This window comes from Desulfosoma caldarium (genome assembly GCF_003751385.1).
Taxonomy (GTDB): Bacteria; Desulfobacterota; Syntrophobacteria; order Syntrophobacterales; family DSM-9756; genus Desulfosoma; species Desulfosoma caldarium.
In genome coordinates this window covers 154,458-181,179 of sequence record NZ_RJVA01000011.1, presented here as the reverse complement: position 1 = coordinate 181,179, position 26,722 = coordinate 154,458, and the positions used below count along the sequence as shown (strand labels likewise).

General features: G+C 56.6%; 27 protein-coding genes and 1 riboswitch. Of the genes, 12 read left to right on the top strand and 15 right to left on the bottom strand.

Features of this window, described 5'->3' with window-relative positions; genetic code table 11:
* Window positions 1-93: 93 nt before the first annotated feature.
* On the top strand, window positions 94-1,185 hold the full coding sequence (locus EDC27_RS06720; protein ID WP_170161653.1) for an enoyl-CoA hydratase/isomerase family protein: 1,092 nt from the start codon (window positions 94-96) through the stop codon (window positions 1,183-1,185).
* A gap of 411 nt (window positions 1,186-1,596) precedes the next feature.
* On the opposite strand, the gene galE is transcribed toward EDC27_RS06720, so the two are convergent.
* The 4 genes from galE to EDC27_RS06700 form a co-directional block, all read right to left on the bottom strand.
* Window positions 1,597-2,562: a UDP-glucose 4-epimerase GalE gene (gene galE / locus EDC27_RS06715; protein ID WP_123289846.1), complete on the bottom strand. Its 966-nt coding sequence runs from the start codon at window positions 2,560-2,562 to the stop codon at window positions 1,597-1,599.
* Entirely contained in the window at window positions 2,559-3,179 is a 621-nt protein-coding gene (gene pyrE, locus EDC27_RS06710; protein ID WP_245994315.1) for an orotate phosphoribosyltransferase, read from the bottom strand. The genes galE and pyrE overlap by 4 nt, the downstream gene beginning before the upstream one ends.
* 9 nt (window positions 3,180-3,188) lie before the next feature.
* Complete coding sequence (locus EDC27_RS06705) at window positions 3,189-4,337, bottom strand: cysteine desulfurase family protein (RefSeq protein WP_123289845.1); 1,149 nt, start codon at window positions 4,335-4,337, stop codon at window positions 3,189-3,191.
* Between the two features lie 140 nt (window positions 4,338-4,477).
* Window positions 4,478-4,720, bottom strand: coding sequence for a hypothetical protein (locus EDC27_RS06700; RefSeq protein ID WP_123289844.1), 243 nt, complete (start codon window positions 4,718-4,720; stop codon window positions 4,478-4,480).
* 133 nt (window positions 4,721-4,853) lie between these two features.
* On the opposite strand from EDC27_RS06700, the gene EDC27_RS06695 reads away from it, so the two are divergent.
* The 7 genes from EDC27_RS06695 (at window position 4,854) to EDC27_RS06665 (ending at window position 12,336) form a co-directional block, all read left to right on the top strand.
* Complete coding sequence (locus EDC27_RS06695) at window positions 4,854-5,273, top strand: hypothetical protein (protein WP_123289843.1); 420 nt, start codon at window positions 4,854-4,856, stop codon at window positions 5,271-5,273.
* A gap of 81 nt (window positions 5,274-5,354) precedes the next feature.
* A complete protein-coding gene (locus EDC27_RS06690) occupies window positions 5,355-5,927 on the top strand; it encodes a metal-dependent transcriptional regulator (protein WP_123289842.1) in 573 nt (190 codons plus the stop codon).
* Window positions 5,924-6,142 (top strand): hypothetical protein, encoded by a 219-nt coding sequence (locus tag EDC27_RS06685; protein WP_123289841.1) that lies wholly within the window; start codon window positions 5,924-5,926, stop codon window positions 6,140-6,142. Before EDC27_RS06690 ends, EDC27_RS06685 begins: the two co-directional genes overlap by 4 nt.
* Before the next feature lie 275 nt (window positions 6,143-6,417).
* Window positions 6,418-7,509 carry a heat-inducible transcriptional repressor HrcA gene (gene hrcA / locus EDC27_RS06680; RefSeq protein ID WP_245994313.1) on the top strand — a complete coding sequence of 364 codons (1,092 nt, stop codon included), beginning with the start codon at window positions 6,418-6,420 and terminating at the stop codon, window positions 7,507-7,509.
* A 101-nt stretch (window positions 7,510-7,610) separates the two neighbouring features.
* Complete coding sequence (gene grpE, locus EDC27_RS06675) at window positions 7,611-8,222, top strand: nucleotide exchange factor GrpE (protein WP_123289839.1); 612 nt, start codon at window positions 7,611-7,613, stop codon at window positions 8,220-8,222.
* A gap of 101 nt (window positions 8,223-8,323) precedes the next feature.
* Window positions 8,324-10,243 carry a molecular chaperone DnaK gene (gene dnaK, locus EDC27_RS06670; protein ID WP_123289838.1) on the top strand — a complete coding sequence of 640 codons (1,920 nt, stop codon included), beginning with the start codon at window positions 8,324-8,326 and terminating at the stop codon, window positions 10,241-10,243.
* Between the two features lie 173 nt (window positions 10,244-10,416).
* Window positions 10,417-12,336, top strand: coding sequence for an ABC transporter substrate-binding protein (locus EDC27_RS06665; RefSeq protein WP_123289837.1), 1,920 nt, complete (start codon window positions 10,417-10,419; stop codon window positions 12,334-12,336).
* Between the two features lie 38 nt (window positions 12,337-12,374).
* Here the strand turns inward: EDC27_RS06665 and cobT are convergent, their stop codons facing one another.
* Together cobT and EDC27_RS06655 are read right to left on the bottom strand one after the other, a co-directional pair.
* A complete protein-coding gene (gene cobT, locus EDC27_RS06660; protein WP_123290123.1) occupies window positions 12,375-13,439 on the bottom strand; it encodes a nicotinate-nucleotide--dimethylbenzimidazole phosphoribosyltransferase in 1,065 nt (354 codons plus the stop codon).
* Window positions 13,440-13,542: 103 nt separating this feature from the next.
* Window positions 13,543-13,738: riboswitch (cobalamin riboswitch) on the bottom strand.
* A 288-nt stretch (window positions 13,739-14,026) separates the two neighbouring features.
* The gene (locus EDC27_RS06655) at window positions 14,027-14,302 is read right to left on the bottom strand and encodes a DUF3303 domain-containing protein (RefSeq protein WP_123289836.1); all 276 of its coding nucleotides are present in this window, start codon (window positions 14,300-14,302) and stop codon (window positions 14,027-14,029) included.
* Between the two features lie 188 nt (window positions 14,303-14,490).
* Here EDC27_RS06655 and EDC27_RS06650 point away from each other — a divergent pair, with 188 nt between their 5' ends.
* Window positions 14,491-14,934, top strand: coding sequence for a cytochrome c3 family protein (locus EDC27_RS06650; RefSeq protein WP_123289835.1), 444 nt, complete (start codon window positions 14,491-14,493; stop codon window positions 14,932-14,934).
* Window positions 14,935-15,288: 354 nt separating this feature from the next.
* Here the strand turns inward: EDC27_RS06650 and EDC27_RS06645 are convergent, their stop codons facing one another.
* The 6 genes from EDC27_RS06645 to EDC27_RS06620 form a co-directional block, all read right to left on the bottom strand.
* Window positions 15,289-15,474 carry a ferredoxin gene (locus EDC27_RS06645; RefSeq protein WP_123289834.1) on the bottom strand — a complete coding sequence of 62 codons (186 nt, stop codon included), beginning with the start codon at window positions 15,472-15,474 and terminating at the stop codon, window positions 15,289-15,291.
* A gap of 269 nt (window positions 15,475-15,743) precedes the next feature.
* Window positions 15,744-16,061 (bottom strand): TusE/DsrC/DsvC family sulfur relay protein, encoded by a 318-nt coding sequence (locus tag EDC27_RS06640; RefSeq protein WP_123289833.1) that lies wholly within the window; start codon window positions 16,059-16,061, stop codon window positions 15,744-15,746.
* Between the two features lie 40 nt (window positions 16,062-16,101).
* Complete coding sequence (locus tag EDC27_RS06635) at window positions 16,102-17,562, bottom strand: cobyrinate a,c-diamide synthase (RefSeq protein ID WP_123289832.1); 1,461 nt, start codon at window positions 17,560-17,562, stop codon at window positions 16,102-16,104.
* Window positions 17,563-17,615: 53 nt separating this feature from the next.
* Window positions 17,616-18,716: a dissimilatory-type sulfite reductase subunit beta gene (dsrB, locus tag EDC27_RS06630; RefSeq protein ID WP_123289831.1), complete on the bottom strand. Its 1,101-nt coding sequence runs from the start codon at window positions 18,714-18,716 to the stop codon at window positions 17,616-17,618.
* An 11-nt stretch (window positions 18,717-18,727) separates the two neighbouring features.
* Window positions 18,728-20,002 (bottom strand): dissimilatory-type sulfite reductase subunit alpha, encoded by a 1,275-nt coding sequence (gene dsrA, locus EDC27_RS06625; protein WP_123289830.1) that lies wholly within the window; start codon window positions 20,000-20,002, stop codon window positions 18,728-18,730.
* Window positions 20,003-20,146: 144 nt separating this feature from the next.
* The gene (locus EDC27_RS06620; protein ID WP_123289829.1) at window positions 20,147-20,383 is read right to left on the bottom strand and encodes a dissimilatory sulfite reductase D family protein; all 237 of its coding nucleotides are present in this window, start codon (window positions 20,381-20,383) and stop codon (window positions 20,147-20,149) included.
* Window positions 20,384-20,792: 409 nt separating this feature from the next.
* On the opposite strand from EDC27_RS06620, the gene EDC27_RS06615 reads away from it, so the two are divergent.
* Together EDC27_RS06615 and EDC27_RS06610 are read left to right on the top strand one after the other, a co-directional pair.
* Window positions 20,793-21,407, top strand: coding sequence for a tetratricopeptide repeat protein (locus tag EDC27_RS06615; protein WP_123289828.1), 615 nt, complete (start codon window positions 20,793-20,795; stop codon window positions 21,405-21,407).
* Between the two features lie 56 nt (window positions 21,408-21,463).
* Window positions 21,464-21,967, top strand: coding sequence for an FKBP-type peptidyl-prolyl cis-trans isomerase (locus tag EDC27_RS06610; RefSeq protein ID WP_123289827.1), 504 nt, complete (start codon window positions 21,464-21,466; stop codon window positions 21,965-21,967).
* A 199-nt stretch (window positions 21,968-22,166) separates the two neighbouring features.
* Here the strand turns inward: EDC27_RS06610 and EDC27_RS06605 are convergent, their stop codons facing one another.
* Together EDC27_RS06605 and ahbA are read right to left on the bottom strand one after the other, a co-directional pair.
* Entirely contained in the window at window positions 22,167-22,502 is a 336-nt protein-coding gene (locus EDC27_RS06605; RefSeq protein ID WP_123289826.1) for a hypothetical protein, read from the bottom strand.
* 14 nt (window positions 22,503-22,516) lie between these two features.
* Complete coding sequence (gene ahbA / locus EDC27_RS06600; protein ID WP_123289825.1) at window positions 22,517-23,533, bottom strand: siroheme decarboxylase subunit alpha; 1,017 nt, start codon at window positions 23,531-23,533, stop codon at window positions 22,517-22,519.
* 89 nt (window positions 23,534-23,622) lie between these two features.
* On the opposite strand from ahbA, the gene glgA reads away from it, so the two are divergent.
* A complete protein-coding gene (gene glgA / locus EDC27_RS06595; RefSeq protein WP_123289824.1) occupies window positions 23,623-25,083 on the top strand; it encodes a glycogen synthase GlgA in 1,461 nt (486 codons plus the stop codon).
* Window positions 25,084-25,206: 123 nt separating this feature from the next.
* On the opposite strand, the gene mgtE is transcribed toward glgA, so the two are convergent.
* Window positions 25,207-26,568, bottom strand: a complete 1,362-nt coding sequence (gene mgtE / locus EDC27_RS06590) for a magnesium transporter (protein WP_123289823.1) — start codon at window positions 26,566-26,568, stop codon at window positions 25,207-25,209.
* Between the last annotated feature and the right edge of the window lie 154 nt (window positions 26,569-26,722).

Sequence of the window (26,722 nt, the reverse complement as noted above, 5' to 3'; positions counted from 1 at the left end):
AGATTTTGATTTGCCGAACTTTGCACCGTGCTTAAAAGAAGGGCAGGCATGCATGCAAAGTGATCGTTCAACCCAATGAGGAGAATCGGGCTCATGGACTCGTGGATAACGGACCAACAAAACCATGTGCGCGTGCGGACTTCGAAAGCCCTGTGGCACATTGAACTGAACCGCCCGCACGCCCTCAACAGCCTCTCTCTAGCCATGGTGCGACAACTGGCTCAAGTGCTGGACGCTGCGCGCCACGACCCTCACGTGCGATGCCTTTTGATCACCGGCAGCGGATCCAAGGCCTTTTGCGCCGGAGGCGACATCAAATGGGTGGCCCTGCAGGTTCGATCGGGAAACCGAGCCGAAGCGGAAGCGTTCTTTCATGAGGAATACGCTTTGGATTTGGCCATGCATCGATTTTCGAAACCGCTGGTCGTGGTGACTCACGGTGTGACCATGGGAGGAGGGCTTGGGCTCTCGGCGGGAGCCGACATTGTCCTCGCCACAGAAACCACGCACATGGCCATGCCGGAAACACGCATCGGCTTCTTTCCAGATGTGGGGGCAACGGGATGGCTTTATGCCAAGTGTCTCGCCGGCTATCCAGAATACCTGGCCCTTACCGGGGACGATGTCCTTGGATTTCATGCGGTGCGCCTGGGTTTGGCCACCCATGGCGTGGAAAGCCATCGACTGAAGGATGTCCTTGAAGCTTTAGAAGAAGCGGCCCCTAGGCTTTCGCCGGACCGCAGCACGGCACGAAGGCAACTTTTCGAACTCATGGCATCCGTGACACGATCTGAAGCCATCCCTCAAGACGCGGCCATGGATGCTTGGGTGCGCTCCTATTTTGACGGCGTCTCCTCTGTGCCCGAGCTTCTGCAAAACCTTTCCCAATGCCAGATGCAAAGCCGGTTGTGCGAAGGGGTGTTTCGGCGTTTGTCCGAACGATCACCCACGGCCGTCACGCTCACTTTGGCCCTCCTCAAGGTTCAACGCGGCCGACCTTTGGAAGAGGTTTTTGCCATGGACGAGCGGGTGGCACGGTGGATTATCGAACACCACGACTTTTGGGAAGGTGTCCGGGCCCGCCTCATCGACAAGGACAATCGGCCTCGCTGGAATCCCAGCCGTTTCGAAGAAGTGCTCTCATTTGGACCTCTTGACCGCTTTCTGCGAACCGAGGCCGAGTGAACCTGCCCTGTTGCCCCAAGGTGCCGCCAAAGCGGTCATCAGGAGCCGATTCGGTCACGGAACGACGAATCTTTTCAAGAATCGTATCTCGGAGGCTTTTCATCCTAAGCCCGGGCCGAAAGGGGCAACAATAAAGCGCGACGCTTATGGGTGGCTTGGGCTGCGGATCCATAAGGCGCCCTCCTGTGGCCCTGAGAGATTACCTTCCAGAGCAATGCGTCATGGAAGCCGCGAAGGTGGCTCGTCTCTTTGAAGGGACCGCGTCCCCGGGGACCCTTACTTTTCGAACGGCCAGAGGCCGTCCCTTGCAGACTTTACAATAACGAGAATGCGACAAACCCCAACGCCCATGAGCCCATACCGCCGCGGCGGCACAATGCCTTCCCACTCACGCTTCCAGGCGGCTTTGGTTCAGGGGGCTTGAAGGAAAGCCTGTTGTCGCGCCATGCCCTCGATGACTTCGGACAGGGTTTTGAAGGGATGGTCAAACCAGGTCTTGAGAAAGGTATTGTCGGCTACCAGTTCCGGCGGGTCTCCAGGCCTTTTGGGCCGTTCCACCACGGTGACCGTGCGCCCCAGGCTTCGTTCCACAGCGCTCACCATCTCCCGCACGGACACGCCGCAGCCTCGCCCCACGTTGGATATCAGCCGATCTCGGCTTTCCAACACATCCAAGGCGGCCACATGGGCTTCGGCCAAATCGAGAACGTCCACGTAGTCGCGCACGGCAGTGCCGTCAGGGGTTTCGTGGTCCGTTCCAAAAAGATAGAACGGCGCTCCCGTCAGAGCGGCTCGCATGAGGTTCGGCAGCACGTGGGTTTCGGGCTCATGACGTTCGTAGATTTCTCCATCGGGATCGTTTCCCACCACGTTGAAATAGCGCAACATGGCCAGCCGAATGCCCGCCGTCGAAGCCACGGTGTCCAGGATTTGTTCGGCGTGCCATTTGGAAAGGCCATAGGGGTTGGTCGGTTCCTTGGGATGGTCTTCGGCAATGGGGATGGATTGCGCTTGACCATAGACGGCGGCGGAACTGGAAAAGACCAATCGACGCACGCCTGCCCGTGCCATGGCCTGCACCAGGGCAAGGGTTCCGCGGACATTGTGGTCGAAGTACAGAGCCGGCTTCTGCACCGACTCCTCCACCAAAGCCAAGGCGGCAAAATGAATGACCGCATCGACTTTGAACGCGCGAAGAGCCTGATACAGGGCTTCCTCGTCACGAACATCGCCGTAGACAAAAGGCCCATAGCGGACCCAGTCCACCCAGCCGCGACTTAGGTTGTCAAAGACAATGGGGGTATGTCCACGGCGCCGAATGATCTTGGCCGTGTGCGACCCGATGTAGCCGGCTCCTCCTGTGACCATGATGTTCATGACGAAGACCCTTCTCTTTGCCTCGCTTCATGCAAAGCCATGATGTCGTCTCGAAGGACCAGGGCGTCCACGGCCTCCACTTCCTGAAGAATGTTTTCGCGCCCGTTCATTTCCTGGCGATCCACAAGGACCACGACCCGCACCACATGAATTCCCGAAGCCTTGCACGCTCGAATGGCCTGAAGGGTGGAGCCTCCCGTGGTGATGACATCGTCCACCACCACCACGCGGTCCCCTTCGTGCACATTGCCTTCTAGGCGCGCCGGAATGCCGTGTTCTTTTTGCGCCTTGCGCACCACGAAGGCTTGAATGGGCTTACCCCGCATCCACGACGTGTAGGAAACGGCATTGGCGATGGGATCCGCGCCAAGCGTGAGGCCACCGATGCCTTGAATACGCAAATCCTTGACCAGATCAAAGATCAGATTTCCGATAAGCACTTGGCCTTCCGGGTCTAAGGTGACACGCTTGCAGTTGAAATAGAACCGACTCATGGCCCCGGAAACCAGTTTGAAGACCGGAGTGTCTGCCACTTGAAAGGCCTGCTCTAGAATTTTTTCCTTCAGCCGACGGCGCATGGCCTCCACGTCGGCCCTCGACAGAGCGTCACGTTCCATGAGAATCTTCTACGTCTGGTTTAGAACCTGCCGAACGGCCCGCCGGACAATGGCCGCTGCCGCATCCACATCTTCCTGCCGAGTGAACCGGCCGACGGAAAACCGCAGGGTCCCCTGGGCCAACTCCCTGGGCACCCCCATGGCTTCCAGAACATGGGAAATGCGCACCTGGTCACTGTGACACGCCGCACCTGCCGAAGCCGCCACTTCCGGCATGGCATCCAGCAGCGCATCGGCCGTCGTTCCCGGAAAGGAAATGCTCAAAGTATTGGGCAATCGGTGTTCCGGATGGCCGTTGAGGCGCGCGTCGGGAAAAGCCTCGAGCAAGTGGGCCTGTAGGCGATCGCGCAAGGCCCTCATGCGCGCCATTTCTTCCAAAAGATTGTCTCGAACCACGGCGGCGGCCATGCCCAAGCCGACGATTTCCAGAACGTTTTCCGTTCCGGGTCGAAGTCCGCGTTCCTGACCGGCTCCAAAAAGGATTTTTCCCATAGGTGTTCCGCGACGCACATACAGGGCACCCACACCTTTGGGAGCATATAGCTTGTGGCCGGCGACGGTGAGCAGGTCCACACCCAGATTCTCCACATCCACAACCACCTTGCCCACGCTTTGCGCCGCGTCCGTATGGACCACAATTCCCCGCTCCTTGGCGGCCTGAGCAATGGCTTTCACGGGCTGAATCGTGCCCACTTCGTTGTTGGAGTGCATCACGCTCACCAACACGGTGTCCGATCGAAAAGCCGCAATGACCTCCTGAGGATCCACCATGCCGTACCCATCCACGCCCACAAACGTGACGTCAAAGCCCTCCTCCATAAGCGCCAGACAGGGTTCCAACACCGCGGGATGCTCAATGCGGGTGGTAACGATGTGGCGCCCCTGGGCTTTGCGCGCTCGAGCCACACCGCACAGGGCCATGTTGTTGGATTCGGTTCCGCCGCTGGTAAAAACAATCTCTTCAGGGGATGCATGCAACAAAGAGGCGACGCGATGGCGCGCCTGCTCCAGCATGGCTTTGGCTTCTCGACCATAGGCGTGGGCGCTGGACGGGTTGCCAAAGACGGACTCCAAGCACGGTCGCATGGCTTCCACAACCCTTGGGTCCATGGGCGTCGTGGCATTGTAGTCCAGGTAGATGGGTACGCCTTCTCGCATGAGCTCGACTGTCCTTCAAAGCATCATTTGGCGTTTGTCCGTGTAGGACTTAGGCATTCCTTTTGCAGAAACACGGCGCGATGCAACGCCGCATGTGGCACCGTGGGTCGCCCATACCAAGACCGCTCTCGGCCAGGTTCCTAAGCCTTAAGAGCTCCTTGACGTTCCAGGTCTTTCCATTCCCGGCGCGTGATGCGACGAAACTGAGCGCTTTTGCATTGAGGGCACCCCATGTAGCGCCCGTCACTGGACTGGCGCCACAGAGTATAGAGAAGTCCGGGCAAGAAGAGACAACACCACAGGGCAATTTCCTTGGAACGTGAACCCTTTTGAAGCAACGTGGCTTCACCCATATAGTCACAGTTAGCGCATTTGATCTTCATCCATTCTCCTTCCTTTCGCGGATTGGCGCCCCTTTATAATTCCTGTTCGCTGTGATATCAACCGCCGAATGCCTTTTTTGAAACGTCTTGCATCACCACGGAAAGGACGCTAACTCGATACGGGAGAAAAAGCATGCGGTCTGCCCTGCAGAGGCTCAGTGTGGTTTTTGCCGGTGGATGCCTGGGCGCTTTGGTCAATTCCTGGCTGGCCTGGTATGCGGGCCAGGCAGGAATTCCCCAAAAATTGGGTGTGGCCTTGGCTCCAACGTGGAACCAAGCTTTTGTCTATCCTCGAATTGTTTGGGGAGGCCTGTGGGGTTTTTTGTTTCTCATGCCCATTCTGCACAGAGGATTTCTCGTGGGGGTTTTTAGCCGAGGCATTCTGTGGAGCCTGGGACCCACCGGTGCGCAGCTTCTGTATTTTTTCCCCTTTGTTCTTCACAAAGGGTGGTTCGGCCTGGCCCTGGGATCCCTCACACCCCTTTTCGTCTTCGGCTACAACGCCGTGTGGGGACTGTGCACCGCCTGGTGGGTCTGGACTGCGGAAAAATGATGCTCACGCTCTTGCGTTTCTTGACCTGAGGTCCTGTACAGGGTATTTTCGAGCTAAAAACCCGGTGAGGAATGAGGACCCATGTCCAATGACGCCGTGGAGGGGCTCTCGGCGAGCTTGGAAGACTACTTAGAGGTGATTTTCCACCTGGAAAACGCCCATCAAGCCGCTCGAGCCAAAGACATCGCCGATCAAATGAGCGTGCAACGCGCCTCCGTGACAGGGGCTCTACGCGCCTTGGCGGTGAGAGGTCTCATCAATTACAGCCCTTACAGCAACGTGACCCTGACCGCCAAAGGGCGCCACGTGGCGCAGCAGATTACTCGGCGTCATGAAATCTTGAAAGAGTTCTTTACCACAGCTTTACGCCTTGATCCCGAACAGGCAGAAGCCAATGCCTGCCGCATTGAGCACGCCATCGGGCCCGTAGCCTTTGAACGGCTCGTGCAGTTTCTGGAATTTCTCAAGACGTGCCCGCGAGCCGGTCTGGATTGGCTTCAAGCCTTTTCAGCGTACTGTCAAGAGTCGGACAACGCACCCGATTGCCTGGCCTGTGTGGTCAGGTGTTTGGACAAAGTACAGGGGAAACAGCCCGCTTGCGACCATGAGCCCCTAAGAACCCCCGAGAGCGGTCGCCCAAAGGAGCTCGTATGAAAAGAATGTGGATTCAGCTGAAGCCCGGCTGCGATGAAAAGAGGGTCCTTCGAGATCTGGAAGAAATCGGCCGAGTCGAGAAAGACGCCTCCACTCCGGGGAAAATCATTCTGACCTTTCACAACCAGTCTGAAGCCGGCATCAAGATGAGCTGCTTTAAGCTGCAGGAAGATTTCATTCACCTGTTTCAAGATTTCGATATGCTGCGGTCGTAAAATCCTCAGAGCGTTAAGAAGCGCTTGGCCATGGGCCATTTCCGCCGAAGCGGGCGATCATCATGTTCACAAGAGTCTGAATTTCCGCATTCCGTTCACGCCATCAGCGCGTTTCGCGGAAATGAGGCGCCATGTGTGCCCTCGCGTCGGGCGCCGCATCACACCTTCGCACGGCCAACTATCCTTTCCGCCTCAGCCCATTCAGCGATCTTACCTTGACAAAATCACACGATAACCCTATGTTGGCTTAGCACTCATTGTGATGGAGTGCTAGTGTGAAGCGGAGTTCGCACGAAATGAAGCTCAGTGAACGTAATCAAAAGGTGCTTGAAGCAGTCGTTTGCGGTTACATTCGCAGCGGGGAACCCGTGGGGTCTCGCACAGTGTCCAAGCACTACGGGCTCAATGTGAGTTCGGCCACCATCCGTAACATCATGGCCGACCTGGAAGATATGGGCCTATTGCACCAACCCCACACGTCCGCGGGGCGCGTGCCCACAGACAAGGGCCTGCGACTGTATCTGGATTCCATTTTGAAGATTCGGGAATTGGAAAAGCGGCAACAGGCCCTGATTCGCAAGGCTTTCAGCTCGGGTCGCGTGGACATCGAGGAGCTTCTGCGCCGTACGAGCCAGGTACTGTCACGCTTTTGCCGTCAGGCGGGCATCGTGTTGTGGCCCAGGTTGAGCGCCACACGATTCAAGCACATTGAATTCGTGCGATTGCGAGCCCGCAGCATTTTGGTGATTGTGATCACGGCCTCCGGTTTGGTGCAGCACACTCTTGTGGAATGGGATGAAGACATTCCTCAAGACAATCTCGACAAGTACTCTCGATACCTAAACGAAATCCTACAAGATATTCCCCTCAGTCGCGTCAAAGAATGTATTCTCAAGGAAATGGAAGGGGAAAAGGCGCTATTTGATCAGTTATTTTCTCGAGCATTGGAAATGAGTCGTCGGGCCTTGCAGGATGCGTTGGAGAACACGGATGTTCACATTGCAGGGCACAAGCATCTGCTGAGCAATCCCGAGTTTGCCGATGTCGAACGCATGCGGCGCATTTTGGAGGCTTTTGAAGACAAGTCGCGCATTGTGCGGCTGCTGGACCGCGCCCTAGATCCTTCTCGGCAGGTGCAGATCATTTTGGGAACCGAAAGCGATATTAGCGAATTGTATGAAATGAGCGTGGTCTCTTCACCGTACAAACGAGGTGAAACGGTGCTTGGCGTATTGGGCGTCATTGGGCCGACCCGCATGGACTATTCGCGCATCATTCCCGTGGTGACCTTTACGGCGTCATTGCTAAGCCAATTCCTTGAAGAACCGGAGGACACTCCGATGCCCCAAGACAGCGGTTCAGCGTAAAAATCTTTGCACAGGGCTGTGTGAGGTGCTGACAAGTGCCTCGTGCATGATTAAACGAATTGAGTCGCTGAATGCCGGGTATGGATGGAGGATAAGGCTTTATGAAGGAAGAACACATGTCGGGGACCAACGACGAACCCATGGTGGAAACAGCCGCCGAAGGACACGTCCCCACTCAGGAGGAATCAGCCCACGAGGCCCCGGGCGATGTCGATCTGAAAGCCCTTTTGGAAGAAAAGGACGCGGAAATTCAATCGCTTAAGGACAAAATTCTCCGCCAGGCTGCGGACATGGAAAACACGCGCAAGCGTCTGGAAAGGGATCGCAACGAGGCCATCGCCTACGCCAACGAAAGTCTCATTCGTGAGCTGCTGTCGGTGGTGGACAATTTGGAACGAGCCATTCAACACGCGGAACAAGACACCGACAACCAAACGCTTCTGGAAGGGGTCAAGATGACCCATAAGCATTTTCTAGACACCTTGGCGCGTTTCGGGTGCCGGCCATTTGAATCGAAAGGCAAGGACTTTGACCCGTGTTTTCATGAAGCGATTTTGCAACAGGCTTCAGAGGAATTTCCACCCAACACGGTGATTCAGGAATTTCAAAGGGGCTACACGCTGCACGATCGGCTGCTAAGACCGGCACTGGTGGCCGTGAGCAAGGGGACTCGAACGGCGTCCTGTTCCCACGAATCGGACAGTTCCGCCTGAGGCTTTCGCCCGGTTTGTGATAGGATGCCATTTTACGAGGCATCTACATTTTTTCGAAACTCATCGTATGACGACGATTTTTCCTTAAGGAGGCACAAACAATGGCAAAGATAATCGGTATTGATTTGGGCACAACCAACTCCGTTGTGGCCGTCATGGAAGGCAAGGAGGCTAAGGTGCTGACCAATTCGGAAGGGGGCCGCACGACGCCTTCCATGGTGGCTTTTACGGACAGCGGCGAACGGCTCGTGGGCCAGGTGGCCAAGAGGCAGGCCATCACCAACCCGGATAACACGGTCTTTGCGGTTAAGAGGCTCATCGGCCGCAAGTACAAGTCCAAGGAAGTGCAGCGGGACCTGGAGATCTTGCCCTACAAGATCGTGGAAGCCAACAACGGGGACGCTCACATCTTGATTCGAGGACGGCAGTACAGCCCCACGGAAATTTCCGCGTACATTTTGATGAAAATGAAGCAGACCGCGGAAGATTATCTAGGAGAAAAAGTGACCGACGCGGTCATTACCGTGCCGGCTTACTTCAATGACAGCCAGCGACAAGCGACCAAAGACGCCGGCAAAATTGCGGGTTTGAACGTCCTTCGTATTATCAATGAACCCACGGCTGCAGCCCTGGCCTATGGGTTGGACAAGAAAAAGGACGAAAAAATTGCCGTCTTTGATCTGGGCGGTGGGACCTTCGACATTTCCATTTTGGAAATCGGCGACGGGGTCTTTGAAGTCAAAGCCACGAATGGGGACACGCACCTGGGCGGTGAGGATTTCGATCAACGCATCATCGATTGGTTGGCGGACGAGTTTCGAAAAGATCAGGGCATCGATTTGCGAAACGACAAAATGGCCTTGCAGCGCCTTAAAGAGGCCGCGGAAAAGGCCAAAATCGAACTGTCGTCCACCACGGAAACCGACATCAATCTTCCTTTCATCACCGCCGACGCCAGCGGTCCCAAGCACCTGAACATGAAGCTGACTCGAGCCAAGCTCGAAGCTCTGACCGAAGACCTCATCGACAAGCTCGTCCCCCCCATGCGTCAAGCTCTGGAGGACGCGGGAATCACGGCCTCGGATATCAACGAAGTGATTCTGGTGGGCGGCATGACGCGCATGCCCCGTGTGCAGCAAAAGGTTCGAGAATTCTTCGGCAAGGAACCGCACAAGGGCGTGAACCCCGACGAAGTGGTGGCCGTGGGGGCCGCTATTCAGGGGGCGGTGCTTTCGGGCGAAGTGAAAGATGTTCTGCTCCTGGACGTGACACCGCTTTCTCTGGGTATCGAGACTCTGGGTGGCGTCATGACCAAGCTTATCGAACGCAACACCACCATTCCCACAAGAAAGAGTCAGATCTTTTCCACGGCCACGGACAACCAAACCGCGGTGTCCATCCATGTGCTGCAAGGGGAGCGGCCCATGGCGGCGGACAACAAGACCCTCGGGCGCTTTGACCTGGTGGGCATTCCGCCGGCTCCTCGCGGTGTGCCGCAAATTGAAGTCACCTTTGACATCGACGCCAACGGCATCGTGCACGTCTCGGCCAAGGATCTGGCTACGGGCAAGGAGCAATCCATTCAAATCACCGCTTCCAGCGGCTTGTCTCAGGAAGAAATCGAAAAGTTGGTGAAAGAAGCCGAGATGCATGCCGAAGAAGACAAGAGGCGCCGAGAATTGGTGGATACGCGCAACCAAGCGGATGCCCTTATCTACAGCACCGAAAAGACGCTCAGGGACTTGGGTGACAAGGTGGACGCGGGCACGCGAGGACAGATCGACGCGCAGATTGAAAAGCTTCGCAAGGCCATGGAAGGCGACGACAAAGGCGCCATCGAAAAGGAAATGGAACAGCTGACCCAGCTTTCCCACAAGCTCGCCGAGGAAATGTACAAGAAAACGGCAGAAGAACAAGCCCAGGCCGGATCCCAGGAAGCGTCGGCGGGATCCTCCTCTTCGGGTCGCAAGGCCGACGATGACGTCGTGGACGCAGACTTTGAAGAGGTTAAAGATAAGTAAAAAGTTTCGGCCCGCATGGCACGCTGTTGCGATGCGGGCCAAATTTTGATAGGTCGCCTGCGGCCAAAGGGGCACGTGAACACCGCGTGCCCCTTTGGCCATCATGGATCCGCGATGCCGGGGGATTGTCACACATCCCTTCTCTTTCTTCATGTCTCGAGTGAAGGGAAGGCATGAGCGCCAAACACGCCTCGCATTTTCTGGCCTGCATCTTTGTGTTTTCCGCACTTGTCTCCAGCTGCGCCCCTCGTCAGCAGGTGCCCGTGCATATTCCGGAAGCCGTCTTTCATGAACCGCCCCCTGCGGAAGCTCAAGTCTTGTGGAAGGAAGCCGTCGCTCTTCGAGATGCCGGCCGCTTGGATGCGGCACTGGCCACCTTTCAGCGCATCGCGGCCTTTTTCCCATCAAACGCCATTGCTCCGGCCGCCATCACGGCCCAAGGCGACATCTGGCTGCAGGCCCAAAATCCCAAGGCGGCGCGCCAAGCTTACGAAGCGGCGCTCAAAGAATATCCCCAATGGCGGGATGCCGCCACGGCCCGCATCGGGCTTCTTCGTGCCCGCTGGTATGACGGGGAAAACCGCAAGAAACTTCTCGAAGAAGCTGAAGCCTTGTGGGAGGCGACGGCATCGCATCCGTCCTGGAGACAGCAACTGATTCGACTTTTGGTGGGCCTGCATCGCGAGGCAGGCCAAGTGGACCGCGCTCTCTTCTGGCTCGACAAGGGCTACGCCGCGCAACTCGGCCCTGAGGATCAAAGACTTTTGGACCAAGAGGCTTCTGCACTGGTCTTGACCCTGGAAGGCCCCGCTGTGGAACGGGCCCTTCAGACCTACACCGCCGAGCGCCTCGTGCCTTTCTTGCTCTATCGTCGCCTTCAGTTGGGCCCCGCGCAAGGGCGTCGGGACGGTCTGCTCAAGCTGATGGCCCAGTATCCCCAACATCCCATAGCCCGCCGCATCGAAGAAGAACTTCGAGGGGTCATGGGGCCCTTGCCCCAGGCGGATCCTCATAAACTCGGGTGCATGGTACCTCTGAGCGGCCCCCATAGCGCGCACGGCCGGCGGTTGGTCAAGGGTGTGGCCCTGGCTTTGAGGCATTGGGAAAAGCTGTTTCATGGGACTTCAGCCCGGTTGGTTTTGGCGGACACCCAGGCCAACCCGGACGTGGCTGTGAGCGCTCTCAACCACCTGGTGCAGGAAGAGCGCGTCCTTGCCGTGCTGGGGCCACTGAACCCGAAAAGTGCCAAAGCCATTCTTTCCACGGTGAATGAAAAGGGAATTCCCGTGGTCAGTTTTACGGAAAAGCGCCACGTCACCTCCCAGACCCCTTTTCTTCTCCACGCCTTCATGGACCATCAGGACATGATCGGCGCACTGCTCACTTATTGTCGAAACGCCATGGGGTTTCGAAACTTCGGCGTGCTTTACCCGGAAGAACCTTACGGGCGCGCTCTGAGGGACATCTTTGTTCGCAAGGTTCTGGAGCTGGACGGAAGAGTGGTGGTGGAGAGCACCTACGCGGCCGGCATGACCGATTTCAAGGGTCCCATTCAGGTTATTGCCCAGCATGTGGCCAAAGGATTCGGGGTGGATATTTCGGAAACACCCTTGGATGCCCTCTTCATTCCGGACGCCGCCGACACCATCGCTTTAATCGCGCCGCAGTTGCCCTATTACAATGTGGTGGGTGTGACGCTTTTGGGCACGAATCTGTGGGAAGAAAAGATCCTGCTCTCCGCGGGCGGCGTGTACCTGGAAGGGGCGCTGTTTCCTTCCGCCTTTCAGAGGGGCACCTTCGAGGCGCAAGACCCCGTTCAGGAAGCCTTTGCGCGAGACTATGGCGAAACTTACGGTGAAGAACCCGATTTTCTCGCGGCCCAAGGCTACACCGCAACCCTGATGGCCCTGCATGCGCGAGAACACGTCCTCAAGGAAGGCCGGCCCGATCGCCTGAGCTTTCGGCAGTGGCTGCTTCGAGTGGAACTGCCCAACGGACCCCTGGGCCCCGTGCGGTTCGCACCCGACGGCCACATGGAACGCCAATATCCCATTCTTCAAGTCCAAGGCGGCGCGGTGGTGCGGGTGGATTGATAGGCCATGACCGCACCATCCGCGACGGCACCGCAGCTTCAACGTCCGGTATCCGTGACGCCGGCTTCCTCAAAAGTCTTGATGTCCCGAAGGACGCGCGCCGAAGCTTCCACCAGGCTTATCGCCAAGGCCGCTCCCGTGCCTTCCCCCAGCCGCATGGACAGGTCCAACAAAGGGGAAAGTCCCAAGAGCTCGATCATGGCCCCGTGACCCACTTCCTGACTGCGATGGGATACAAAGAGATAATCCTTGGCGAACGGCGCGAGCTGACAGGCGATGAGCGCCCCCGCCGTGGCAATGAAACCGTCGCAAACCACGGGCGTGCGCACCGCCGCAGCGCCGAGAACCGCTCCGGCAAGCCCGGCGATTTCATATCCACCCACCTTGGCCAGAACATCCACCGGATCGGCGGCATTCGGTCGGTTAACGGCCAAAGCCCTTTCCACGGCCCGCACTTTACGATTCCAGGCGGCATCGTCAATGCCGGTGCCTCGCCCTGTGAGGTCCTTGACGGGCTTCCCCGTCAGGGTCGCGACGATGGCCGTGGACGGCGTCGTGTTGCCGATGCCCATGTCCCCTGTGCCCACCAGATGAAAACCTTCGTCTTGAACGGCGTCCATGACCAGGCGAGCCCCCTCCACTAGGCCACGAACAGCTTCATGGCGTTCCATGGCCGGTCCTTTCGTTATGTTGCGCGTCCCTTTGCCGATCTTACGTCGAATCACGGCCCAGTCCTCAGGAAGATCGGAGGCCACGCCCAAATCCACCACGCGCACCTCAGCCCCCACATGATCCGCCAAGATATTGATGGACGCCCAGCCCTTGAGAAAACTAAAGACCATCTGCGCCGTGACTTCCTGCGGGTAGGCACTGACGCCTTCTTCGGCTACACCGTGATCACCGGCCATGGTGAAAATGATTTTTCTGCTCACACTGGGCGACACGCTTCGGAAGATGGCTCCCAGTCGCGCGGCCATCTCCTCCAGCCGTCCCAAGGAGCCTCTCGGCCGAATTTGAGACCGCAGTCTTTCCCAGGCGAGCTTTTCCCAGTGCGAATCCGCCGGTTCAATACGGGCCACAATGCTTTGAAGCTCTTTTTCCATAGGCATGCCACTCCCCTCTTGATTTGTCGCTTTTCCAACAAAAAAGCCTTCGAGGTCCCAAGACCTCGAAGGCTTACCTTGAGGCGCAGGTAAACTTTCGGTCCACTCATTGTCCGGGTGGCAGGTCTTCTGACTTGCGGATCTTCTGACTCTTCGGGCCTTCCCGATTCACGACCGGAATCAGTGGCTTTTTTCCGAAGGCATCCCCGCTTACAGCGCCGGCCCAGCGTGGCGGCTTTGCACCGCCTTCCCTATTCTCCCCGTGCTCTTTTCGGGGCACCATCCCGGACGTCGCCCAGCGTACTTAGAGTCAATGCAAGCGGGCCTTTTCTCTCCTTTCCTTAATTTTCCCCAGAAACCGTCGACGTGACTTCGTGTTCGAGAAGGTTTCTCTCGACCGCTCTTGGGCCCTTCGAGGAGTTGCCTTCCTCGGCCTGCGCTCAGCCGTCCCGCTCACCGCTCATGAAGCCCCACACAGCCACAGCGACGCCTCGCCCCGCTCAAACTCTTTTCTGTAGAAAACCCGCAGGGCGCCATCTAGCCGGGCCGGTTGCGCCGCGATGACCGGTGGCCCGGTCGAACCAAACCTAGGGTTTCTTCGATGTTCGCCGCAAAAGCTTCAACGCCTTTTTGGTCTCCATCACCGGCACCACTTCGGCCACGCCTAAATCCGTCCACTGAAAGACGGCCGCCGCGAGATGCGTCTCATCTTCTGCTTCGAAAAGCCGAAACACGCGATGCCCCGTCACATCGAACCACTCCCCCTTCATGGCCGTTCCCGGCACTTCGGGAAGTTGTTCCGTACGCTGAATGACGCGGTCGCGATCTTCCGGAGCGTAGCTATAGATGGCCATAAACAGCATCACAAGCCTCCTCTTGAGAGATCTGCCCAGCACATCTTTTTTGTCCTATATACTCCAAGGCGTTCCTGATCTGTCAAGGAACGATTTGAAGGCCAAAAAGCCTTGACGGCTTCATGACATGCTCACTAGAATAGCGGGCGTGAATGGAATCACAAACTCAAACTGTATGAGGGAAAGGAGGTGACACCGTGAAAGGAAAACGTTGGTTTGGCCCGTCGGTTTGCGTTGCCGTGGCTCTGTTTGTGGGAGCCCTCATGGCCGTGGCGGCGGACGCTCCGGATGTGATGACCATGAATTCCACCCTGTGGCCCAGCCACACGAAGGCCCTCGTTGAGTTCGCGCACAAGAAGCACGCCGAGGAGTACAAGATCGCCTGTACGGAATGTCATCACAAGTACGAGGGTGGCCAGAACGTATGGAAGGAAGGGGATCCTGTGCAAAAGTGCCAGGAGTGCCATAATGAGCCGACCATTAAAGGGGAAAAGAAACTGCCTCCCGAACAGCAAAAGCTCAACTTGAAACTGGCCTTCCACAACAATTGTCAGGGTTGTCACAAGAAACTGAAGGCCGAAAATCCGCAAACCACCGCTCCGACCACGTGCGTGCAGTGTCATCCTAAGAAAGAAGGGTAGAAGTAAAAGGCCTCTCGTAGGCCACCTGCCGCCAAACCCTTCTCCTTGGGCATTTTCCGATTCGGTGGAGAAGGGTTTGGTCTTGACCAAAACCATTTCAAAGAGGGGCTCACCCTTTGAATCAAAAGAAAACCCGAGAGACACATATCTCCCGGGCCTTTCACTCACTCGGCCGCTTGCCTCCACGTGCCATACACTCTGCCACGCCTTGCACCGGTTCTGATGCACAGAGCCGCATGTTTACACTCGAGGCATTCAGTGCGGTTTGTGGCGTACGCTGGCGTTTCTGGCCCTCAAATCAAGAGCGCCTCAACACCCTTGTGAAAGAAGCGGGGCGAGAACTGCGGTAAGTTCTTAAACCTCTTCCACCGTGATGGCATCGTTTTCGCAAACTTCCACGCAGCTTTCACACCCGAGGCATTCGTCTTCATTGACGGGCTCGGCTTTGCCGTCCACGAGTTCGTACACGTCCACGGGGCACACATCCACGCACTCGCCGTCGCCAGTGCACTTGTCCTTGTCTACCGTCACCTTAAACATCGCTGATCATCCTCCTCTTGTGATCGTGTGGAATTTAACCGACTAGCCCAACATCCGTCCGTGTCGCAAGGCCTACGCCGCCTAGGCGTTTACTGACTGGCCAGAGCAAAGTCAAGAAAAAAGGCAGCACCTTGATTGGGGCGTGGCCACTCGTGATTCTTTTCTCATGCTCCAGGACCAAAAAAGCCCGCTGGGCTCCTCCGGGTTATGAAACCTTCCATCAAGGTCTTTCCGAAGGGGACTCTGCCCCCTCGGCATGCAAATCGTGATTACACACAGCCCGTTGGCTTCGGCAGGCCGGCCATCTTACAGGCACCCTTGCCCGGTCCGCTCGGAAACAGCTCGTAAATGTATTTAAGCTTGTAGCCGGTCACTTTCGTCAGAATGCGCACCATGGGAGCGATTCCGTGTTTTCGGTAATAGTCCTGCAGAACGTGGATGACCTTCCAATGCTCTTCCGTCAGCTCCTGAATCCCTTCCGATTCCTTCACGTACTCGACCCATTCCGGGCACCAGTTGTCAAAGCTGTCAATGAACCCATCTTCGTCCAGATTGAAGACCTTCCCTTTGTATTCGATCTGTGCCATAGAAACATCCTCCTTTGTTTTTTAATCTTCCGCCGATAACTCATGCGGAACTTTGTCCAACCAGCGGCCGAGAAGCCTCACCCTTGCTGGAGCTCAGCATATCTCGACGCACCCGGTATTGCCAAGCCGCTTCCACGAGCCCCGGCGCCCACACGGCACACCCCATGGCATGAATGTGCGTGTACGTTGCAAGTACATTTTTATAACACACCCCGTCTCGCCCCTCCAAGACCCCGAATCCCTTTTTGATGCGAAAAGCCCATTCCAATGGGCCGTTCACGTCCACGACGCGCGAATAATGAAATTCGTGCCCTCTGAGCTCCGTTCCCGCCTGGAAGAATGGGGTGTCACGGACGACGTCCACGAGGGTGTAACCGTGCCCTTGAGGCTTTTTGCCCATGGTAATGTAAAACGGCAGAACCCCCACCATGGGATACTCGCTTTCGCCCCTTCGAACACCACGGCTGAGATACATCAACCCGCCGCACTCTGCATAAACGGGCAGTCCGTCTTCCACCGCTTGGCGAACCGATGCTCGAAGCGTCTCATTGTCAGCCAGCTGGGACAGGTGCATCTCCGGGAACCCTCCGCCCACGTACAGAGCGTCCACATCGGGCAACGTGGGCGTGTGCATACTGTCAATAAACACCAGCTCGGCGCCGGCTTCTTGAAGAGCTTCAAGATTTTCCGGGTAGTAGAATTGAAAAACGCGATCCTGAATCACGCCGATGCGCACCCTAGGCCGAAAACGGCCCCGGCGCCTGGAACCATCGTCCACAGCGGTAGGGCGACCCAGAGGCTCTGCCGATTTTGCGATGCCCAGCAGTGCCTCCACATTCACATGACGCCGCATGGACTCCGCCAGCAAATCCAGTGTGCCCTGCAGGCACACGTGCTCGTAGACCGGCACAAGGCCCATGTGTCGCTCGGGAAAGGGAATGCCCACATCCTTGGGCAATGCCCCGAGTACAGGAACATTGCACACTTTTTGAACGGATTCAACAAGAACCCTTTCGTGCCGGGCGCCGGCCACCCGATTGAGGATGACGCCCGCAACCCGGACCTGGGTATCCAAATGCTGGCATCCCAAAACCATGGCGGCCGCGGTGCGCGTCACCTTAGTGGCATCCAGCACAAGGATCACCGGCGCTTTGAGCAGTTTGGCCAGTTCAGCCGAAGAACAGGTTCCATCGGCGTCCAGACCATCGTAAAGACCCCGGTTGCCCTCAATGATGGCCACGTCGGCGCCTTGGGCTCGGTTCACAAAGGATCCGAGCAGTCTGCCGGCGGACATCATGTAGGAATCCAGGTTGTAGCAGGGCGATGAGGCCGCATGACTCAGCCAGCCCGCGTCGATGTAGTCCGGGCCCTTTTTAAAGGCCACCACGCGCATCCCTAAGGAGCGGCTCATGACGGCGGCAAGGCCGGTCGCCACCAGCGTCTTGCCGGCCCCTCCTCGAAGGGCGGCGATCATCAAGCGCGGCGTGCAATGCAGAATCATGGCCTCACCACGGGCCGGCCGATCCTTGGCAGGATCGGCCGGCCTGTTTAGGTTTAAAATTTGAACTGCGTTGTGGTTCGCCACGTGGTCATGGCGAGCCTGTAGTCGTCGATGTGTTCGTGGCGGAATTCCAATCCCGTCTTTTCAAAAAACCTTTCCCACCCGATACGTTCAATCCATTCACCAACGCGCTCATACCGGCGCGCGTCGGAGGCGTAGGTCTCAAGGATCTTCTTGATCGTCTGGACCGTGGTGGGCCAACGCGGCGGTTCATTGGGAATGTAGGGCACCGCCAGCTTGGAGAACATGGGCGGGACTCGGGAGTTGGACACCTTGCCGCCAACCCACAGGGCGATGCCGTCGCCTTCCCCGTCCGCCAGAGGCAGGGCCGGGCACATGGTGTAGCAGTTGCCGCAGAACATACAGCGGTTCTCGTTGATTTCCACGCTCTTATAATCCCCCACCTTCTTCGGCTTGATGGCCGCTGTGGGGCACGCGGCGATCACCAACGGGATTTCGCAGACGTTCTGCACTCGTTCATGCTCGATGATGGGCGGTTTGCGATGCACACCCAGGATGGCAATGTCCGAGCAATGGACTGCGCCGCACATGTTCAAGCAGCAGGCCAAAGAGATGCGCACTTGGGCGGGCAGCTTGTGTGAGCCGAAGTATTCGAACAATTCATCCATGACAGCCTTGACGATCCCCGATGCATCAATGGCAGGGGTGTGGCAGTGCACCCAACCCTGGGTATGAACGATGTTGGTGACGCTGGCACCGGTCCCGCCAATGGGGAACCAGTTCCCTCGACTCTTGAGGTCGTCCATGAGAGGTTTCAGTTTGGACTTGTCGTCCACCATGAATTCCACATTGTTGCGTGTGGTCCAACGCACGTAACCGCCGCAGTGTTTGTCGGCTATGTCACAGATTTCGCGAATGAGGTCCACGGACATAAGCCGTGCGGCCCCCACCCTCACTGTATACACTTCGGCACCCGTCTCAGAGACATGGACCAAAACCCCAGGCTCCAAGATCTCGTGATATTTCCACTTTCCGTAATTGTCCTTGATGAAGGGGGGGAAAAACTTATCATATTTCGGAGGACCGATATCGGTAAGGCGGTCTTTCATGATGTCGGTGGGATCAAAAGGCATGGTATCACCTCCTATGCATGATGCCGTTCACGGAATGACTTTGCATCGCGTTCCCAGCCGCCAGGAACATCCGCAGGATCGTAGAAGATATACGGGTTATAGCGCGTGGTGTTGACCATGCGCGGATCGGGCTGCACTTCCACGGCCTTGAGGAACTCACGCAGGCCAAGCCGCTGAATCAGCTCACCCAATCGCTCACGGTTCTTACCGTGTTCCATCCACCAATCCCACATCTTTTCCACGAATTCATGGAATTCCTCGTAGGGCGGCTCCATCTTCATAAAGGGAATGATAACGCTGGACAGCTGCGCCCCTTCCAGAATCGGCGCTTTGGCACCACACAGGATGGTGGCTCCCACGTCGGTGCCCGGCCTCAAAGCGCGCGGCATCACGTTGATGCAGTGCATGCAGCGGGTACAGTCTTCATCCCAAATCTTGAGGTTTTTGCCGTCCCATTCCATGCACCGTGTTGGGCACAAATCGATCACTTCTTTTTGAATGTCCAGTTTTCGTTTTTCAACACCGTGGGATCCCCCATTGGGGACCAGTTCGCCACCGACATAGGCGCGCACGGCTTCTTGGTCGATACGGATTTTATCCCGCCAGGTACCGATGATAGAGCAGTCGGCGCGGGCGATGGCCGCCACGCAGTCGTTGGGGCATCCGGAGGCCTTGAACTTAAATTTATAAGGGAACATGGGCCGATGGAGCTCATCCTGGTAGCGCATGGTAATGTCGTAGATGATGTCCTGGGTATCTAGGCACGACCATTCGCACCGGGCTTTGCCCACGCAGCCTTCAGGCGTCCGCATATTCGACCCTGACCCCCCCAGGTCCATACCCAGTTCATGGGTCAGCCGATAGAAGACGGGTTCCAATTGGTCCGTCGTTGTCCCCAACAGGATCAGGTCACCTGTGGAACCGTGCATGTTGGTCAAGCCACTGCCGTGTTCTTCCCAGATGTCGCAGAGCTTCCTCAGCACTTCCGTCGTGTAAAACTTGCTGGCCGGCTGGTTCACACGCATGGTGTGAAAATGGGCCACGTTGGGGAAAAGATCCGGCCGGTCACAATAGCGCCCGATGACACCGCCGCCGTAGCCGAACACGCCAACAATACCGCCATGTTTCCAATGACCTTCCTTGTGCTCGTAGGACATTTCCACGAGTCCCAAAAGGTCTTCACACATGGGTTTTCTGGCCGCCACTCGCTTAATGTCGGTGACAAAGCTCGGCCATGGACCCTTTTCCAGTTCATCAAGCATTGGGGTCGCATGCTTCAAAGCCATTCCTTTACCTCCTTAGAAAGAGTGAAACAAACGCGAGTGATCCATCCTCTGGTTCCCGGTGGGCAGGGTTCGCCGACACCCAGCCGTGTGCCCACTTCCGACTCACAGCTTCGCCATGCAGGAGCGCACACACACCCCTGAGCCCTATTTCATTTTTTCCTCTTCGACCGCTACGTCGTCCTCGCCCGGCAACATATAGAGGGTCGTGCTTCCACTGGACCAATATTTCACCTTTCCTTCTTCTACAAGCTCGTTGATGACCTTCTTGGCTTCGCGCATCTTCAACTCCGGCACGGCCTTGCAGAGGTCGTTAAAGTAGAGTTTGGTCTTTTTTTGACTTTTCATGTACTCAAGGATCTTTGCTTTGGCCTCTTCGCTCATGGTTCTCTCCTTTGTCTTAGACAGCCGCAATGAGGGCTCCCGAGCCCTCACGAATCATTACCCTCACCATGGGCAGATGAGAAAGTGAATCTATTCACTCGCCGCTCAACCCTCTATAAACTTGGGCTTTAAGCTTTGTCAATAAAAAACCCGTCGGATCGCCCGCGTATCATGGGCACTGTCCCTGGGCTGTTGCGGGTGTCCATCTCCATCTGAAAAATCGAAAACGTAACCCCGCCATTGCGACATCGCAGCAAGCCCCTACCATTTGGAACCGCGTCTTGACACCGCATGATGGCCTTGTTAGGCTCCTCGGGTCAAGCCGAGCCACAGCGTCTTTGAGACGCCGTGCCATGCCATTGATAAACCAGTGTCCTTTGACGGATCACCCTTGGGACCGAGGATAACCATGGGCGAATCTTCCCGTGACGTAAAGACGCAGGAATTGGAACTCAATCGGTATATTCGATACCTTCGAGAACGCCTCTTCTTTGAGCCCGATTCCCCCATCTTTCATTACAACCTCGGTTTGGCGTATGCGCGTAAGGGACAGCGTGCCGAAGCCATCGCAGAGTTTCGCCAGGCCATCGCATGCGATCCCTCTATGGCGCAAGCCTACGTCAACCTGGGAGGGCTCTATTTTCAGGAAGGGGATCTGGACAAATGTATTGAGGCCAATCAAAAGGCCGTGGAATTGGACCCGACTCTGGCCATGGCTTACAGCAATCTCGGCTTTGCGTATCTTCAAAAGGGAGACCCCGAAGCCGCCATTGCCGCCTGTCAAAAGGCTGTTGCCTTGATGCCCGAACTCTTGCAAGCCCACAACAACTTGGCCGTCGCCTATTTGCAAAAAGGACAGTGGCAGGAAAGTATCGCGGCCTCCCGGAAGGTTTTGGACATCAAGCCCGATTTCGCCCCGGCACATTTCAACCTGCATGTAGCCTACGAGGCCCTGGGGGAAAAGGACAAGGCGGCCACGTATCGCCGGCAAGCCGAAGCCTTAGGATACCCCATGGCGCCATAGAGGCCACCCGGGACTCCAAATAAATTGTGAGACACCGTAAATAAGGAGAGGCCACCGTGATTTCGGCTTTGGAAGAGCCGCTGGAGGTTTTTAAAGACCGCTGGGTCGTTGTGGAATACCATGTAACCCTTGAAGATGGAACCGTGGTTCTTGGGGGAGATGAACCGGCAGCGCTGAATTTCGCCGTCGGTTACGGTCACGTTCTGCCGGCTCTGGAATCCCGCCTGCTGGGACACAAGCCCGGGGAAACGCTTGAGTTTGTCATTCCCGCTGAAGAAGCCTTTGGCCCCTATGATCCTCGCCAGGTGAAGCGCCGCTCCTACGAAGAATTTCCTCAGGGTCGAACACTGCAGCCTGGTAAATGGGTGGTGGCTTCCAATGACCGCACGGGCGCGCAATACTGCTATTACGTTCGGTCGAAAGATGCCGACGGCATCGTTTTGGATTTCAATCATCCGCTGGCCGGAAAGGATCTTTACTATCACCTGCGCATCGTTAAAGTTCGGGACTTGACCCCCGATGAATTGATCGAGCTTCGGCCTTGCCAAAGCACATCCTGAAAATGCGCGCAGCCTCCTCGAAAATGGCCTTGAAGGGATCTTGCGCAGTCACCGAGTGAGAGCGTCGCGCGGGGAATTCTGTCTCACAACGGGTGCCGGTCCTTCAAAAGCTATTGTCGGTCCGGCTCTTACCGGCGATGCCCTTTGGCGTCATGCCCCCTTGGAGGCAGACTCCGCAGGTCTTTGCGACCCAAACCTTTCAGCCTCTTTCCCATCGCGTGCGTTCAAACCAGCAGCAAAACGCCTTGACAGCCATGGCCCTCGGGTCTTGGCGCAGCAAACCACGACACAGATCTAGCAGTTCCTTGTGGTGTCTACGCAGCCGCTCATCCTGCTCCTGGCTTTGAAAGAACTCCGCCAGAATCATGCCGGCTTGCAGGGCCGTGGCGCTGCGGATTTGTTCCCGAGGGTCCTTGGGTTCCTGAAAAGGGTCCCAGTTTTCATAGCCCATTCTCAAAATGCGCTGTTGGCCGCGCGGAGACATTTGATCGAAAATGGCTTTTTTGCGGCGTTCGTATTCTTGGCGATCTTCCATGAACGAAGCTCCTGTCATGGCTCATTCCAAAAGAGTTTGAGTCGAATTTTTTTGAATTCTCGTGTGCTGAAAAGGATGCGATATTGGCCGAGATCAACGGCCTCTGCAAGTCTATGGGCGATTTGGTGACACTCCTCTTCGGTTTTTCCATGGATCATGGCGTAGAGATTGTAAGGCCATTGGGAATGGGCCGGCCGCTGGTAGCAATGGCTGACTTCGGGAAACGCCGCCAGAATGGTTCCCGCATGGTCGATTCGCAAAGGGTCGCATTGCCAGACCACCATGCCGTTGGCACCAAAGCCCACCTGCCGGTGATTCAGCACGGCAGCGAAACGCCGGATCCAGTGGCGAGCGAGCCATTGGCGAATGAGGGCCATCAGATCGTCACCGCCCATGTTCAGATGCTGCGCCATGCTGTGAAAGGGCCGGGACTCCAGGGGTAAATCTTCCTGAAGGCATCGCACCAGCCTTATGTTTCGTTCGCTCACCTGAAAGCCCTGGGCGCCTTCCAAAGAAATTTCCGACAACTCGGTGGAAACGAGGTCGGTTTCGCCATCTTCCAAAACATCCAGCACCACGGCCAGTTTGTATTTTTTGACCGCAGGCAAAATAAGGGTCGGCCATCCTCCGGCCTCATGGCTCAGCCGGGCCACAACCTCGTTCAAACTCTTTCCGGGAGGCACCGCAATGGTAAACCACAGGTTAAACGGTGCCGGTCGAAGGTAATTGTGGCTCACTCCCGGATAAGCGTTCACCGCCTCGGCCGCCCGTTCCACATAAGATGTGGGCACGGCCATGGCCACCAGGCTGCTTTGGTAGCCAAGGGCCCCCGTGTTGAAGATGGCGCTGATCTGACGGACCATCCGCCTGGCCTTGAGGCTTTCAATGCGCCAAATCACCTCATCTTCTCGAAGCCCAAGCCTTTCTGCCAACACGGCATAAGGGCATTCCTCGATGGGAAAAGAGCGTTGGATCTGGTCCAAAAGGCGCCGATCGATGGTGTCCAAGAAATCCCCTTTCAGGATAGGCATCTCGTCAAACACACCTGGGCAACTTCAGTTTCTCATGATAAACATTTTGAGCCGTTCACGCCAAAACCTTTCACGCTCGGGAGACACCCATGTCGCTGAAAATTCTTTTCTGCGCTTCGGAAGCCATCCCTTTTGCCAAGACGGGCGGCCTGGCCGATGTGGCCGCATCTCTGCCCGAGGCTCTCAGTGCCCAGGGCTGCGACGTGCGGCTCTTTCTGCCGCTTTACCCGTCCGTCGAACGCACCCCTGACGCCCTCAAGGTTGTGGCCGAGTGGATTCCCATCTCCGTGGGCGTGCATACGTACCATGTGCATTTTTGGCAATGGTTGGGACCGTCGCCATACCCCGTCTATTTCATGGAAAAGGATGAATTCTTTCACCGCCCTCATCTCTACGTGCATCCCCTTCGCGGCGACTACGAAGACAACGCGGAACGCTTCATCACTTTTTCTCGTTCTCTCTACGCCCTGTGCAAACATCTGGACTGGATTCCCCACATCGTTCACCTGCACGACTGGCAAACAGCCTGCGCAGCCGCCTACCATTACTTTCACTGGCGCTACGACGCCGCCTTTTCTCGCGTCCGCACGTTGCTCACCATCCACAACCTTGCCCATCAAGGCCTCTTTCCGGAAAGCTATTTCGGCCTCACAGGGCTTCCTCTGGAAGCCTACACCATCGAGGGCATGGAATTCTTCGGTCAATGCAACTTCCTCAAGGCCGGGATTGCCTACAGTGATCGCATTTCCACCGTGAGCCCAAAGTATGCCAGGGAAATTCTTGACCCCAAACAGGGCTTTGGCCTGGATGGTCTCCTGCGCCGTCGCCGGAACGACCTCATCGGCATCCTGAACGGCATCGACACCACGCGATGGAATCCATCCCACGACCCCTATATTCCAGCGCCTTTTGATGCCGAGCAATTGGACGGCAAGCGCGTGTGCAAGGAAAAAGTCCTCGAAGAGCTCGAGTTTCCTGCGTCGGTTCGTCAAGATCCTTTGTGCGTGGTGGTCAGCCGTCTGGTGCATCAAAAAGGCATCGATCTGATTCTGGAGGCGTTGGACGACATGATGGAGCTTTCCGTGTGCCTGGCCGTCCTGGGCACCGGTGACCCTCACCTGGAACGGCTTCTCCTCCAAGCCCAGTCGCGTCATTCTGACCGTATTCGTGTGGTCTTGGATTTTGACGAAGCCCTGGCCCATCGACTGGAAGCCGGGGCCGACATCTTTCTCATGCCTTCTCGATACGAACCCTGTGGTCTGAACCAAATGTACAGTATGCGTTACGGAACAATCCCTATTGTGACTGCCACGGGAGGTTTGGACGATTCCGTGGTGGACGCAGCTCAAAATCCCCAAATGGGCACCGGCTTCAAATTTTATGAGCACACCAAGGAGGCTTTTCTCGAAGCCCTAAAGGCGGCCTTGGAAGCCTATCGTGACTCGGAAACGTGGCGCCGGCTACGGCAAAGGGCCATGCGGGAGGACTTCAGCTGGCCTCGAGCGGCGCGATCCTACATGGCCCTCTATGAGGAGATGCTTGGCGACTAGCTACGCTGCGGACATTGGTTCCAAGGCCTCAATCGATGGGAACGTGTTCAAGCGCGCACCGTTCGCCAAATGTTTGCGGAAAGGTCCCAAAAGTTAAAGAGAACGGGCGCAGGCTTCTTGGTTTCAGACGCCGTGGGTCAGAATACGGTCCATGAACAGGGTCGCCAGCCCGAGAAAGAAGAAAAAGCCTCCCGTGTCTGTGGCCGCGGTGACAAAGATGCTGGATCCCAATGCGGGATCCAGTTTGAGTTTTCGCAAAATGATGGGAACGAGCGCACCCAAACACCCCGCCACAATCATGTTGAAGATCATGGCCAGCCACATGATCAGGGCAAGCCATGGATTGTGATGCCATGCCAAAGTGATCATGGCGAGCAGTGCCCCGCACAGCGCTCCATTGAACAAACCCACCGTCATTTGTCGGAGCACGACCATCCACTTCCCCCTGTCCTCAATCTCTCCCAGGGCAAGGGCGCGAACGACCACGGTCAGCGACTGCGTTCCAGCATTGCCTCCAAGACCGGCCACCAAGGGCATGAGAGACGCCAGCACGACGAAATGCGCAATGGTTTCCGAAAACAGACTCACCGTGTAGGACGCAATGAGGGCCGTGCCCAGATTCACAAAAAGCCATGGGGAGCGAAGTTTGACGGAGCGCATGATGGGCGAGGAAATCCGCTCATCGGTGTCCAGGCTGGCCAGCAGATACATGTCTTCTGTAGCTTCTTCCGTAATGACGTCAAAGATGTCGTCGTAGGTGATGATTCCGACGAGGCGATTTTCATCGTCCACCACGGGCATGGCCAAGAAGTCGTAATGCCGCATTTCCTTGGCCACCAATTCAATGTCCATGTCGACGGGAACGGAAATGACTTGGCGGGACATGATGCGCTCCACCGTGCTTTCCGGCCGGGCCATGATGAGGTCTCTAAGAGACAGGATGCCGATCAAATGACGCGACGCATCCACGACATAGGCATAGTAAATGGTTTCTTTTTTGGGAGCCTGCAGGCGCAATTCGTCCAAGGCCTCTCGAACCGTTTGGGTGGCCTTGAGGGAAGCGTAGTCGGTGGTCATGTACGCTCCCGCGCTTTCTTCCGGATAGGTAAGAAGCTTTAAGAGATTTTGCCGTTCCGCCTTAATGAGCAGCGAAAGCAGCTGGTCTTGAAAATCCTCGTCCAGCTCCTCCACCAGGTCGGCTCTTTCGTCTGGTCGCATCAAAGAAATCAGACGAACGACGGTATCTCGGCTCAGATGAGGCAAAGTCTCTTTTTGCACTTCAAAAGGAAGAAACTCAAAGGCGGCCAAAACCTGATGGGGGCCGAGAATCTCCACGATGTGAGCGATGTCTTGCGGTTTGTATTGGGCCAAGAGCACGGCGGCATCGGCCGGGTGCACGCTATCCAAAGCCTGCTGCACCACTTCCCACGGCTCCGTGATCGCTCCCTCATGGAGCAGACCGTCGGGACTTCCCTGCAAACTCATGAAAACCTCTCCTCGGTTTTTTCACCGTCGGCATCTTCTGAAAAAGCCTCGCTCTGCTAACAGAATCTGCGCCTCTTTTCAATGGCTCTTCCTCAGTATTCCCCCAAAAGTGCTTGACAGAACCTGGGCCCCCTTCTAATGGCAGCGTGTCTGG

Excerpts from the sequence above, each read along its gene's own strand:
- EDC27_RS06720 (WP_170161653.1), top strand. The coding sequence starts at position 94 with ATGGACTCGTGGATAACGGACCAACAAAACCATGTGCGCGTGCGGACT.
- galE (WP_123289846.1), bottom strand. The coding sequence starts at position 2,562 with ATGAACATCATGGTCACAGGAGGAGCCGGCTACATCGGGTCGCACACG.
- pyrE (WP_245994315.1), bottom strand. The coding sequence starts at position 3,179 with ATGGAACGTGACGCTCTGTCGAGGGCCGACGTGGAGGCCATGCGCCGT.
- EDC27_RS06705 (WP_123289845.1), bottom strand. The coding sequence starts at position 4,337 with ATGCGAGAAGGCGTACCCATCTACCTGGACTACAATGCCACGACGCCC.
- EDC27_RS06700 (WP_123289844.1), bottom strand. The coding sequence starts at position 4,720 with ATGAAGATCAAATGCGCTAACTGTGACTATATGGGTGAAGCCACGTTG.
- EDC27_RS06695 (WP_123289843.1), top strand. The coding sequence starts at position 4,854 with ATGCGGTCTGCCCTGCAGAGGCTCAGTGTGGTTTTTGCCGGTGGATGC.
- EDC27_RS06690 (WP_123289842.1), top strand. The coding sequence starts at position 5,355 with ATGTCCAATGACGCCGTGGAGGGGCTCTCGGCGAGCTTGGAAGACTAC.
- EDC27_RS06685 (WP_123289841.1), top strand. The coding sequence starts at position 5,924 with ATGAAAAGAATGTGGATTCAGCTGAAGCCCGGCTGCGATGAAAAGAGG.
- grpE (WP_123289839.1), top strand. The coding sequence starts at position 7,611 with ATGAAGGAAGAACACATGTCGGGGACCAACGACGAACCCATGGTGGAA.
- dnaK (WP_123289838.1), top strand. The coding sequence starts at position 8,324 with ATGGCAAAGATAATCGGTATTGATTTGGGCACAACCAACTCCGTTGTG.
- EDC27_RS06665 (WP_123289837.1), top strand. The coding sequence starts at position 10,417 with ATGAGCGCCAAACACGCCTCGCATTTTCTGGCCTGCATCTTTGTGTTT.
- cobT (WP_123290123.1), bottom strand. The coding sequence starts at position 13,439 with ATGGAAAAAGAGCTTCAAAGCATTGTGGCCCGTATTGAACCGGCGGAT.
- EDC27_RS06655 (WP_123289836.1), bottom strand. The coding sequence starts at position 14,302 with ATGCTGTTTATGGCCATCTATAGCTACGCTCCGGAAGATCGCGACCGC.
- EDC27_RS06645 (WP_123289834.1), bottom strand. The coding sequence starts at position 15,474 with ATGTTTAAGGTGACGGTAGACAAGGACAAGTGCACTGGCGACGGCGAG.
- EDC27_RS06640 (WP_123289833.1), bottom strand. The coding sequence starts at position 16,061 with ATGGCACAGATCGAATACAAAGGGAAGGTCTTCAATCTGGACGAAGAT.
- EDC27_RS06635 (WP_123289832.1), bottom strand. The coding sequence starts at position 17,562 with ATGATTCTGCATTGCACGCCGCGCTTGATGATCGCCGCCCTTCGAGGA.
- dsrB (WP_123289831.1), bottom strand. The coding sequence starts at position 18,716 with ATGCCTTTTGATCCCACCGACATCATGAAAGACCGCCTTACCGATATC.
- dsrA (WP_123289830.1), bottom strand. The coding sequence starts at position 20,002 with ATGGCTTTGAAGCATGCGACCCCAATGCTTGATGAACTGGAAAAGGGT.
- EDC27_RS06620 (WP_123289829.1), bottom strand. The coding sequence starts at position 20,383 with ATGAGCGAAGAGGCCAAAGCAAAGATCCTTGAGTACATGAAAAGTCAA.
- EDC27_RS06615 (WP_123289828.1), top strand. The coding sequence starts at position 20,793 with ATGGGCGAATCTTCCCGTGACGTAAAGACGCAGGAATTGGAACTCAAT.
- EDC27_RS06605 (WP_123289826.1), bottom strand. The coding sequence starts at position 22,502 with ATGGAAGATCGCCAAGAATACGAACGCCGCAAAAAAGCCATTTTCGAT.
- ahbA (WP_123289825.1), bottom strand. The coding sequence starts at position 23,533 with ATGCCTATCCTGAAAGGGGATTTCTTGGACACCATCGATCGGCGCCTT.
- glgA (WP_123289824.1), top strand. The coding sequence starts at position 23,623 with ATGTCGCTGAAAATTCTTTTCTGCGCTTCGGAAGCCATCCCTTTTGCC.
- mgtE (WP_123289823.1), bottom strand. The coding sequence starts at position 26,568 with ATGAGTTTGCAGGGAAGTCCCGACGGTCTGCTCCATGAGGGAGCGATC.